Raw genomic sequence first — 11,959 nt, 5'->3', positions numbered from 1 at the left:
AAGAAGTGATGCAAGCGGAAGTACGGCACAAACAACGAGGAAATCTGAATGCAGCGGACATACGCGTTAAGCGAAGAGTACGGTTGAACTGGATAGACGCCTTTCGTTTTGTCTTATTGGCTATCGGCGCCATTGCGATGCTGTTTCCCCTCTTCTGGATGGTTACGATTGCGCTGAAGAGCAACAATGATGTGTTCAAGATTCCGCCCGAATGGTTTCCTCGGGAATTTCATTGGTCCAATTTTGTAACCGGTACGAAGGAAATCAACTTTTGGCAAACGTTTGGAAACTCCCTGTTTATCGCGATTACCTGCACGATCGGGCAGATTATAAGCTCGGTGCTGGTGGGCTACGGTCTCGCACGGCTGAAGTTCCCGGGACGTAAACTGTGGTTCTCGCTTTTTGTAGGGAGCCTCATGCTTCCCGGATTCGTTGGCATGATCCCGATGTTTAACCTGTACACCAGCATCGGATGGTACGATTCCTGGCTGCCGATCATCGTGCCCGCCTTTTTTGGAAACGCCACGTTCTCGTTCCTGTTTGTGCAGTATATCAGAACGATCTCCGTTTCATTTGACGAGGCTGCCAAAATCGACGGGGCATCTGACCTTTATGTGCTGCTCAAGGTGCTGGTGCCTATGTCCATGCCGGTCATCATGACCATGGTGATCTTTGCATTCCAAGGGGCGTGGAATCAATATTTGGAACCCCTGCTCTATATTATCGATCCAAGCAAATGGACGTTGTCACTGGCGATGGCTACCTATACGGGCACCTATGCGACAGCCTGGAATCTGTTTATGGCCGCGGATTTAATTTATATTCTGCCGATGCTGCTGCTCTTCTTCTTTGGCCAGAAGTTTTTTATGCAGGGGCTGGGCTCCATGAATTCCGCGGGTTTAAAGTAAAACTTCCGACCGTATGGGAGGTGATGCCGATTCTTGCTTGACTGAAGTAAAAAACATGGGATGTTCAGTTCATTAAATTACCATTGGGGAGGTCTTTCAATGAGACAGGGTGTTAGAAGGTGGGCCAGCGGAATCATCGCTTTACTGCTAATTTCAAGTCTGCTGGCCGCTTGCGGCGGCAACAGCGGCGGAGGCTCCGGTACGGCGAGCCCCGGGAACACGCCATCCGGGGAAGATAACGCCGGGTCCAAGAAACCCGTCGAAGTCACGATGATTACCTGGGAGTCGGCGGCCATGAACGAAAAAATCATGGCCTCCATGAAAAAATTCGAAGAGGAAAACCCCGACATCAAAGTGAAACTCATCCCTACTCCATTGGACAATTACGGTGTCAAGATTAACGGAATGATCACGGCGAAGAAAGCGCCTGACATCTTCATGACCGGAAACGACATGCTGCTCGATAATGCCGGCAAAGGACTTCTCTATGACTGGACGGAGCTTGCAGCACAGGACAAAGCGTTCATGGAGGGCTTTTACGACGGCGTGGTAGACAGCTGGTACTATGAAGGCAAGTTGGTCGGATTGCCTGGACTCTTGAACACCTACGGCATTTTTTACAATAAAAAATCATTCCAGGATGCAGGCCTCCCGGAACCGAAAATCGGCTGGACCTACGATGAATTCTTCACGGCGATGGAGAAACTTTCGAGCAATCAGGGCGGTGTGCAGCAATTCGGTTATTACGCCCCCCTTGACCCTTTCCACGTCTCTCTCTATTCGGTTTCCACCGGCGGCGCTCCCTTCGCTGATGCCATCATCAATCCAACGAAGGTGGAAATCAGCGAACCGTTCAGGGAAGGCGTCGAGAAATATAAGTCAGCCATTGCAAATGGCTATATGAATCCCCCCACCTTTGACTTAACCAATGCCATGAGTTCATTCAAACAAGGTAAAGTCCCGATGACCCTGCAGGGGCAGTGGGTAGCCGATGACTTGATCCGCACGGCTCCGAAAGAATTGGAATGGGGCTACGTTCCGATGCCGATCGTAAACAGCCAGACCGAGATTTATGACGCCGTAGGCTGGTCCAGTCCGGCAACGCTCAAAAATCCGGAAGCGGTCTGGAAAGTGCTCAAGTACCTGGATTCCAAAATGTACGAGGAAGTCCTCCCTTCAACTCCGGTGGCTCCTGCAGCCTATCAAGCCTCTTCCGCTGCTTATTACGAAGCGCTGAAAACGGCCGGACATCCTGAAGTGGGCGAAGGCCTTGATCATATCCTGAAATCCCAGAATACGCAGCCGGTTCGCTTCCTGTCAACATGGGCAGGCAAAGCGTACCCGTTCATCGAAGCATCATGGAAAAACATTCTGATGGGCAAAGCCCCGATCACCGAACTGGATGTGATGGCCGAAAAAATCAATAAAGTGATTACGACCGGCAAGTAGATAGTAACCGGGTATCGCTAAACTCATGAAGCCGATCATGAATGGAACGGATCGGCTTCGATTTGAAAATAAAGGAGGAACATTCATGTCACTCAAATCAGGTCAACTATTCAAGTTTCTGGCGCTGCCTCTGGCTATCGCGCTCATGCTCGGCTCCATGCCCGGCATCGGGTCGTCCAAGGCCTACGCCTATACCGCATCGGATGGGGATACAGCGATGAGAGCATTTAACGATACATTCTGGGATCCAAACGCCAAGATGTTCTGGAAGGACTCCAAGCGCGAAAAGCATCAGGACTTCTGGGTGGAAGCAGAGCTGTGGGAATTGGTCATGGATGCGTATCAGCATACATCCGATCCCGCCTTGAAAGCCGAGCTTAAAACGCAGATCGACGATGTGTATGACGGCACCGTTGCGAAGTACGGCCAAGATTGGACGAATAACCCGTTCAATGACGATATTATGTGGTGGGCGATGGGAAGCGCCAGAGCCTATCAAATCACCGGGAATCCAAGATATTTGGAGGCCGCAAGAGATCATTTTGATTTCGTGTACGATACGCAGTGGGATGAAGAGTTCGCAAGCGGCGGCATTTGGTGGCTGAACAGCGAGCATAATACCAAAAATGCATGCATTAATTTCCCGGCGGCGCAAGCTGCACTTTATCTTTATGATATTACGAAAGATGAACATTATCTGAACGCGGCAACCAAAATATTCAGATGGGGCAAAACGATGCTGACGGACGGAAACGGAAAAGTGTTCGACCGGATCGAAATTGAGCATGGCGCGGTTCCGGATGCTACCCACTACAACCAGGGTACATACATCGGGTCGGCCGTTGGATTGTATAAAGCGACCGGAAATGCCGTTTACCTCGATGACGCGGTCAAGGCCGCTAAATTCACCAAAAACCATCTGGTGGATTCAAACGGGGTGTTGAATTACGAAGGACCTAACGGAGATCTGAAAGGCGGCAAAACGATCCTGATGCGAAATCTGGCCCATCTGCAAAAGACGCTGGATGAAACCGGCCAATACCCGGAATTCAGCGCTGAATTCGACGAATGGCTTGCATTCAATGTCGAGATGGCCTGGAGCCACCGCAATGCGGATCATATCGTGGATGGAAACTGGGCGGGACAGCTGCTGTCCGGAACTTATGAATCCTGGTCTTCAGCCGCTGCCGTTCAAGCTTTAAACGTGATCAAGCCGATGGAAGCGGAGCTTCGTTATGCCGTTAAAAACCCCTTCGAGAAAATCGAAGCGGAACGCTACAATATCGGGACCGGATTCGTTCTGGAAGGGGCGTTCGAAGACTCGCTGCAATTAGGCGGGATCCAGCATGGCTCTTATGCCGCTTACAAAAATGTGGATTTCGGATCAGAAGGCGCGATCGGCTTCATTGCCAGAGCGTCCAGCGGAACGGGCGGAGGTAACATCGAGATCCGGCTTGATTCCAAGGACGGCCCCAAAGTCGGGACGTTGAACGTAGAGGGAACGGGCGACTGGAATCATTATATCGATGCCGTCACCCTCCTTAAGGATGAACAAGGAGCGCCAAGCACGATAACTGGCGTCCATGATCTGTATCTTGTCTTCACCAAGACGAATGACGATTATTTATTCAATTTAAACTGGATTCAATTTACGACCACGGATCCGACGGAAACTGACGCCTATGCCAAACTGAAGGCCGGAAATTATGACAGCAGCGAAGGACTTAGCAAACATGCCGAGTTCGGATATTTGGACGGAATCCATCACAATGCCTATGCCTCTTATGAAGGAATTGATTTTGGATCCGGCGCGGCTGGTATCACTGTTCATGTGGCGAGCGGAAATCAAGGCGGCACGATCGAGGTTAAATTGGACAGTCTGGATGGACCTACCGCAGGTGTCGTTCCAATTCCGGCGCTGGGAAGCTGGGATAACTGGGTCGATATCATGGCGAATATCGATGACAGCTTGGCTGTAGGCGTTCATGACGTATACCTGGTTTTCAAGGGAGCAAACGGCAGCGACTATCCTCTCAATCTGGAGTGGTTCACCTTTACCACCATGAAAGGAAAAGCAAGGGATGCTTCCGGCAAGCTGGAAGCAGAAAACTATACGAACGGGGTAGGGTTCGGCAGAGAAACCGGCGGCGGGGAAACTTACCTGGCCGGGATGTTTGGTCCGAATAACCCTTATGCCATGTACAACTATATCGATTTTGGCAGCGAAAGCCCTACGCAATTCCATGTCAACGCAGCCAGCGCCACGGCTGGCGGGACGGTCGAGGTCAGACTGGACAGTCTGGGCGGTCCGGTCATTGCAACAGCCACCGTCTCCGGGACCGGCGGATGGCAGAATTTCAAAGTTTTCTCGACGGATGTAACTGCCCCTGTAACGGGAAAACATATTGTATTCCTGTCTTTTAAAGGGGGAGACTGGTTATATAACTTGGATAAATTCACATTTGGCGATCCGGCCGTATTTACAGAAACTCCACCTCCTCCTATACCTGAAGAGGACCATATTGCTCCCGGGGAGGTAGAGAATGTTCAGGCGAAGCGCGGCGAAGGCAGCATCACGCTGTCTTGGGATGGTCCCTATGATATCGATGCTCAAAAAGTGCAAATTACGCTGCAGAGCGATGGACAGCAGGTCGGCGACGTCATCGAGGTGAATCGGGGAATTCAAACAGCAGTGATACGGGGAATCGAGGCGGGCAAGGATTACTCGCTCTTCATCCGGTCCGTTGATCGGTCCGGGAATGTTTCGCAGGGAGTCACCATCGAGGTTACCGATTCTCCCTCCTTCTCTCTGACCGCCAATGGAAAGAGCTTTGAAGATGGCGATGCTTTGGAGGATTACATGGTCCTCAGCTTCAAAATCATGGACACTTCCGCCATTCGATTTGCCGAAATAACCATCAACGGCAAAGCCTATACGCTGGATCCATTGGCCAAGGATGCCATCGACATCGATCTGGCCGGGAAATTGGGCGACATAACGGCAACCGTTACGACTGAAGACCGCTCCGGTAACAAGCTTCAGAAAACAATCCAGTTCCAAGTCATCACGAGCGTGCATTCCATGAAGCAATTAATCGCCCGATTCGTGGATTCAGGAGATGTACGCGGAGCGATCATTCCTCAGCTGACCAACGCACTTAACCAGGTACAGCATCATCTGGATAAGGGAAGACAGGATCAGGCTGTCAAGCATATGCTGAATTTCACCAAGCACCTGAACAAGGAGGCGATGGGGCGTAACGTCAGTGATCAAGCCAAAACAGCATTGAATACCGATGCTGACTTCCTGCTCCAAGATTGGCAGGCTGGCTTGAAGTAAACAAAATACGCTAAAGCGGCAACCATGCTAACATATAAAAAAAGTGACTCCTGATGATTTGGGAGTCACTTTTTGCTTTAATTTACCTGTACTAATGAATCTTGCGGTCCATACGCGCAAGGCCTGTCACACGTAGTACTGATAAGCAGAGGCTAGGTAAACTAGATAGCCTTCACAAGTCCGGGCTGCTTAGCCTTTCAAACAACCAGTCGTACGAAAACCGGCCGCTAATTTCGTGTGCTCCGGGGAACAGATCAGTTCGCAGCCTCTCCTCCGCACCGGTGCGCCGATATATTTCCCTGAGCTCATGAGCTGCTGCTTCAAAGCCGGCAGCAGGAAATATCCGATCATGGGTTCCAGACTCCAGAAACAAGGGCTTGGGACAGATCAGTCCCAACCATTCCGGCAGCTCGGCATGGTTCAGGATGCCGGGGATGTAATTGCATAGACAGTGCTGCATCGCCATAATGCTGTCCTTGAAAGTATTGGGGTACCCGGCAAGCACGGCAGCCCGTATTCGTTCATCCAGCGCCGCGCTCAAGAACGAGATTAGCCCGCCTCCCGAAAAACCCATGATGCCGATTTGGTCAGCCTGAACCTCCGGGCGTTCGGCCACGTACTCCAGTGCCTTCAGCGTCTCGGCTACGCGGAGACCAGCGAGCGTCTTGCCATGCATCATCAGCTGGGTGGACAGCCGGTGGCAGGAGTTCGGGGCATCCGGATTCCGCGCGAGATCCGCATCAAGGCGCCGCTCACCGAAACCGGCAACATCCGGAGCGATCACCACCATGCCTCGTCTTACCAACTGGACAGCAAAATGCCGATGTATACCAGGTGTATCGGGATCGCTTGATCCGTCCTGCCTCAGCCCAACAATCTCCCTGCTTCCATAGCCATGACCATGAACGGCGACGGCTGCTGGCATCGGCTTCATCTGATTCCCTTCCGGAATTAATACATATGCCGCAAAGGACACGCCCGGTATGGCGGATAGCTCCACCCTCTCCCGAATGTACCCATCACATTGCACCTGTTCGAGCAGTACAGGCTTATGCCTCTCATTGGATTCGAATTCGCCGATCAATTGCCGAAGCGTCTGCTTCAAATGCCCTTTGCGCTCTTCAGCACTCATGGAAACCTGCCTGTCTTTCGTTCGTCCCATTGCTTCGTTATACATGGATTCCAGCAAAGCATCTGCGCGCCACATCCCATATTCACCGCCTTCCATTTACTCCCTGTTTTTAGACAAGGTGTTCCCCTGGATCAGATCATGCATTTCACCTGTATATCTGGGCATCAAGGCCCCATATTCACCAGAACGGCTTCGGGCCCGGTCGGTCTCCGGCTTCCCCCTTTGGGCTCCATGCTGACGACAATCCGCTTCGCTTTCTCTGCTCCGTAACCGTAGTAATAGCTCTTTCCCTGCGGGCCCTGTACAAGCATAAAACCTGCGCTCGACAGCCGATCCTCATCCTGAAGCCACACCTGATAGTCTTTCTCCTCCAAGGAATGCAGGCCATTGACAACGATCAGCATTTCTCCCGAGCCGCGTTTCAACCATACTGAGCCGCTGCCGTAGAAAGGTTCAATCGGCTGTATGACATACCGCTCGGTATCCTCGCTTTGCATATCGGCAATGCGCTGGCTTACCGCATGTTCGAAGGCCGCATGAGTCTGCCCCTCGTTTCCCTTCATGATGAATAAACCCGCAATCAACAGAATGAGCAGCGCTCCCGACAACGCCTGCAGGACAACGTGCTTTTTGATTCGGAGTCGGCCTTGGATTGACCGTATATAAGCCGCACGCATGAGCCTGCTGCGCACCCGGCTTTGAGGCATAGGTTCATCAGAGAATTTATTCTTATTCGTTGACTCACCAATGGCCATTCCCGCGCCTGCCGGCTGTGTCGATCTGACGAGCGGTTCTCCATGATCACAACCTCGATCCAGCTGTGACTCATGTTCATCGACAGGATAAGAAGGCATGGCGAGATCTACAGCCCCCATTAGCTTCGCCCATTCCGCCGCTGTCCCGGAACATATCTCACATTCTTTAAGATGTCGCTCGATATTCATGCGCTCCGCGTACGGCAATCGCTTCATAACGTAATCAACAAGCTTTTCCTCGGGGTATAACGGGCAGTCAACGTTGTCTTGAGCGAGAAACTCATGGTCTTGCTTTGAATGTTTCATGCTGCGAGCTCCCCCCTTCCTTCCCGCTCATCGCTTCCAGCCGCCGCCTGACATTGTGAATGCCGTACCGGATTAAAGATTTAACTGTTCCGACAGGCCGGTTTAACAATTCCGCCATTTCCCGGTGGGAGCGCTGCTCGACATAACTCCCGTAAACCGCCATCCTCTGAAGGGGCGGAATCCCCTGAAGCGCCTCCTTTACCTGCTCCAGCTCCACCCGGCGCAAGGCGGCCAGCTCTACCGATTCCTGACCTTCGCCCCATGCCGTTTCCGGCAGAGCCTCTTCCATCCATTCGGCTTCAGCCATACGCTGCCGTTTGCGCAGCCGATCCATCGCCCTGCACCGCGTTCTCACGGCCAGCCAAGCCTCAACGCTTCCGCGTGCAGGATCATACTGATCCGCCTTATGCAGCACTTCCATGAAGATATCCTGGCATAGTTCCTCCGCCTCGGCCGGATCCTTGGTCATCTGCAAAGCCAGCCGGTAAACCAGGCGGGCATGGGTATCATAGAAGCGCCGGAACGCTGTGGCCGAACCTTCTGCAATCTCCTCCAGCCACATCGCAGAATGATCGTTCATCCCCGAACTCCCCCTAACCTGTTCTCCTCTCATACATCATGATGGCCTGCCTGCGCACGGCCATTTCCGATCAATATTTTAGCAAACGCTCCTTGTCTTTTGAATAAACCGGGGCACTTTTCAGCTTCCTTTAATGAATTTTTTAGGTAATTTTAATCTTTCCGATAAATCCAAACCCGGTGCTTCCAACGTACTCATTATGAATCATAAATTAGGAGGGGTAGTGTCATGAAATTGCTTAGAAAGAGAACCAAGCAGCTGAACCTGCTGCTCTTGTTCATCCTGGGTACTTACTTGTTTAGTGGAGGAAATACCGCGTTCGCCGCCGGGGAAATCACCTTGTACACACCTTACACCTCGATTTCCGTTCCACCGGGGGAAGTCATCAATTATCCCCTTGAAGTCAAAAACAATACGAGCGGCGTCATTACGGTCCCGCTCCAAATCAACAGCCTGCCGAGCGGCTGGAGCACCAAGCTTAACGGCGGAGGCTGGCAGCTGAAAGAAGTGTCCGTGAAGCCGGGCGAATCGGAATCGGTGTCCTTGGAGGTTACCGTACCGCTCAAAGTAGATAAAGGCTCCTACCGGTTTCAAGTAACGGCGGGATCCATGGCCAGTCTGCCATTAACCGTGGATATCACGGAAAAAGGAACCTATCAAACCGAGCTCACAACCGATCAAGCCAATCTGGAGGGGCATGCCGATTCCACGTTTACCTACACGGTGAATCTGCAAAACCGAACCGCCAATAAACAAAACTATGCCCTCCAGGCCGATGCCCAGGCGGGTTGGAACGTTACATTCACCTCAGGCGGCAAGCAGGTATCCTCCGTCGAAATCGAAGCGGGTGCAAGTCAATCTATCACCGTCGATATCAAACCGCCTGCCGAAGTGACGGAAGGTTCCTTCTCCATTCCGATCCGTGCCTCCAATTCATCGACATCCTCCGAGCTTGCGCTGGAAGCCGTCATTACGGGATCTTATGGGCTGGAGCTTACAACACCAAGCGGTTTGCTCAGTACAAACGTCAATGCGGGCGGCAGCAAAACCATTGAGCTGCTGGTCAAGAATACGGGGACCGCACCTCTCTCGGATATTAATCTTAGCTCCGATACGCCGGTGGACTGGGAAGTAAGCTTCAACCCGAAAACGATCGAAAATCTGCCCGCAGGCAAATCCACAACGGTTGAGGCCAAACTGACGTCAAGTGACAAAGCCATTGCGGGTGATTATGTCACCAACCTGAAGGCCGCCGCGGCTGAAGCAAGTTCCGACGCCCAATTCCGCGTTGCCGTCAAAGGCTCCATGCTGTGGGGCTGGATCGGCGTGCTTGTCATTGTTGCTATTCTGGGAGGCATCTATGTTCTCATTCGTAAATACGGAAGGAGATAACCTTGATGGATACGGTCATTGACATTCACGAATTAACGAAGAGTTACAGCGAAACGAAGGCGGTAGACCGTTTATCCCTCCAAATTAAACGCGGCGAGATCTTCGGTCTGCTCGGCCCGAACGGTGCGGGCAAGTCCACCACGATCCTGATGCTGCTCGGACTCAGCGAACCGGATTCAGGAACCATTAACGTGCTCGGCCTCAATCCGACAAGAGAACCGATCCCGGTCAAGCGGCGGGTCGGATACCTGCCTGATGACGTCGGCTTTTACGAGGACCGAACCGGATTGGAGAACCTGATGCTAACGGCCCGGCTGAATCGAATCCCCGATTCCCAAGCCCGGGAAAGGGCACTGGAGCTGTTGGAGCAAGTCGGGCTCACGCAGGCAGCCCATAAGAAGACAGGAGCCTATTCCCGCGGGATGCGACAGCGGCTCGGGCTCGCGGACGTCTTGATGAAATCCCCGGAGATTATCATCCTCGATGAACCGACCTTGGGCATCGATCCAACAGGAATGGAGGAGCTGCTGCGTTTGATACGGAAGCTAAGCCGTGAGCAGGGCCTTACCGTACTGCTATCGTCCCACCAGCTGCACCAGGTTCAGCAGATTTGCGACCGCGTCGGCCTGTTCGTGCGGGGACGGCTTCTCGCCGAAGGGGATGTCGAGGGGCTGTCCCGGACCCTGTTCGCCGATGATCCGATTATGATCACGGTGGAGCTGAATGAGCTGCGGCCCGAATTGCGGGATGAGATCAGCGCCATCGAAGGGGTTCACCTGATCGAGGTTCCGGCTGTCGAAAGCGATCCGGCTGAGCATGCGTACACCCGGATCAGAGACCTTCCAGCTAGGGTTCTGATCCGGGCCGATAGGGATTGCAGCCCTGAAATTGCCCGAGCGGTTGTGAATGCAGGTGTCCAGCTGTTCTCGCTGAACCGCCAGCAGTACGGTTTGGATGAAATCTACCACCGTTATTTTGCAGGAGGTGATGAGCATGGCAGAGCGAAGAGCGCCGAGCGTACAGGATAAGCTGGCTGACATTGGCCGCCGGCTGCAGTCCTACTCTGAAAACATCAAAAAAACATTTTCCAAGCGAACCAACACGCCCGGTCAATTAGCGACAGGAGAATCAGTCAAATCGACCACGCCTTCAGCTTTCGGCGTGCTGGTCCGCAAAGAGATCGCGGACCATATCCGGAGCTGGCGCTTCATATTACTGCTGGGCATCATTGCCTTAACCTGCGTGGCTTCGCTTTATACGGCTATGAACAGCATCCGGGAAGCTCTCGGCTCGGAGAACGGGGTTGATGATTTTGTCATCCTGAAACTGTTCACCCTCTCGGACGGAACCCTTCCGACCTTCATCGGATTTGTCGGTTTCTTAGGTCCATTGCTCGGAATCGGCATGGGCTTTGATGCCATCAACAGTGAACGGAACAAAGGGACGCTCAGCCGAATCATGGCCCAGCCGATTCACCGCGACGACCTGCTCAATGCGAAGTTTGCCGCTTCCCTGATCGTGATCAGCATCATGTTTATCACGCTCGGGCTGCTGACCATGGCGCTGGGCACCCTGATTATCGGCATACCGCCAACCTTCGAGGAATTTTTGAGAACCATCAGCTTTCTGGTCGTGACCATTTTTTACGTTGGCTTCTGGCTGAATCTGTCCATTATGTTCTCCGTAAGATTCCGCCAGCCGGCGACCTCCGCCCTGTCAAGCATTGCGGTCTGGCTGTTCTTCAGCTTCTTTTTTGATATGATCCTGCAATTGCTGGCACGAGGATTGGCTCCGGACTCCGCCTCAGCCACGGCCCATGATGTCATGAGCTATCAGAATCTGATGCTCTGGCTTGGCCGGCTGTCGCCATATACCCTGTTTAATGAAGCAACGAGCACTCTGCTGATGCCGTCCATCCGCAATCTCGGACCGCTCACGCAGGAGCAGGTGTACGGTGCCATTGCTAGTCCGCTGCCGTTTGGTCAAAGCCTGCTGCTCGTCTGGCCGCAAATTACCGGACTGACCGCAGCCACGCTGATCTGCTTCGCCATCTCTTACGTCCTGTTCCTCCGACAGGAGATTAGAGGCCGGTCCTGA

9 protein-coding genes are annotated in these 11,959 nt (G+C 52.7%); 6 read left to right on the top strand and 3 right to left on the bottom strand.

Annotated features, from left to right (window positions below; translation table 11 throughout):
- Nucleotides 1-8: 8 nt before the first annotated feature.
- The 3 genes from AK95_RS26230 to AK95_RS26220 all read left to right on the top strand — a co-directional run bounded on the left by AK95_RS26230 (nucleotide 9) and on the right by AK95_RS26220 (nucleotide 5,697).
- A complete protein-coding gene (locus tag AK95_RS26230; RefSeq protein ID WP_071222855.1) occupies nucleotides 9-908 on the top strand; it encodes a carbohydrate ABC transporter permease in 900 nt (299 codons plus the stop codon).
- Between the two features lie 99 nt (nucleotides 909-1,007).
- Nucleotides 1,008-2,357, top strand: a complete 1,350-nt coding sequence (locus tag AK95_RS26225; RefSeq protein WP_071222854.1) for an ABC transporter substrate-binding protein — start codon at nucleotides 1,008-1,010, stop codon at nucleotides 2,355-2,357.
- Nucleotides 2,358-2,442: 85 nt separating this feature from the next.
- The gene (locus tag AK95_RS26220) at nucleotides 2,443-5,697 is read left to right on the top strand and encodes a carbohydrate-binding protein (protein WP_071222853.1); all 3,255 of its coding nucleotides are present in this window, start codon (nucleotides 2,443-2,445) and stop codon (nucleotides 5,695-5,697) included.
- Between the two features lie 172 nt (nucleotides 5,698-5,869).
- Here the strand turns inward: AK95_RS26220 and AK95_RS26215 are convergent, their stop codons facing one another.
- From AK95_RS26215 to AK95_RS26205, 3 genes are all read right to left on the bottom strand, one after another.
- Nucleotides 5,870-6,904 carry a dienelactone hydrolase family protein gene (locus AK95_RS26215; RefSeq protein ID WP_071223062.1) on the bottom strand — a complete coding sequence of 345 codons (1,035 nt, stop codon included), beginning with the start codon at nucleotides 6,902-6,904 and terminating at the stop codon, nucleotides 5,870-5,872.
- 89 nt (nucleotides 6,905-6,993) lie between these two features.
- Nucleotides 6,994-7,890 (bottom strand): anti-sigma factor, encoded by an 897-nt coding sequence (locus tag AK95_RS26210; protein WP_071222852.1) that lies wholly within the window; start codon nucleotides 7,888-7,890, stop codon nucleotides 6,994-6,996.
- Nucleotides 7,865-8,470 (bottom strand): RNA polymerase sigma factor, encoded by a 606-nt coding sequence (locus AK95_RS26205; RefSeq protein ID WP_071222851.1) that lies wholly within the window; start codon nucleotides 8,468-8,470, stop codon nucleotides 7,865-7,867. The genes AK95_RS26210 and AK95_RS26205 overlap by 26 nt, the downstream gene beginning before the upstream one ends.
- Nucleotides 8,471-8,698: 228 nt before the next feature.
- Between AK95_RS26205 and AK95_RS26200 the strand changes: the two genes are divergently transcribed.
- The 3 genes from AK95_RS26200 to AK95_RS26190 are packed head-to-tail and all read left to right on the top strand — an operon-like array spanning nucleotide 8,699 to nucleotide 11,959.
- On the top strand, nucleotides 8,699-9,862 hold the full coding sequence (locus AK95_RS26200) for a COG1470 family protein (RefSeq protein ID WP_071222850.1): 1,164 nt from the start codon (nucleotides 8,699-8,701) through the stop codon (nucleotides 9,860-9,862).
- A 5-nt stretch (nucleotides 9,863-9,867) separates the two neighbouring features.
- A complete protein-coding gene (locus AK95_RS26195; protein WP_071222849.1) occupies nucleotides 9,868-10,890 on the top strand; it encodes an ABC transporter ATP-binding protein in 1,023 nt (340 codons plus the stop codon).
- Nucleotides 10,856-11,959 (top strand): ABC transporter permease, encoded by a 1,104-nt coding sequence (locus AK95_RS26190; RefSeq protein WP_201259436.1) that lies wholly within the window; start codon nucleotides 10,856-10,858, stop codon nucleotides 11,957-11,959. Before AK95_RS26195 ends, AK95_RS26190 begins: the two co-directional genes overlap by 35 nt.

Origin of the sequence: Paenibacillus sp. LC231 (genome assembly GCF_001860525.1) — a bacterium.
In the GTDB taxonomy this organism is placed as follows: Bacteria; Bacillota; Bacilli; order Paenibacillales; family Paenibacillaceae; genus Paenibacillus_AQ.
Note: the sequence above shows the minus strand (reverse complement) of the source record. Positions and strands in the feature narration are given on the sequence as shown.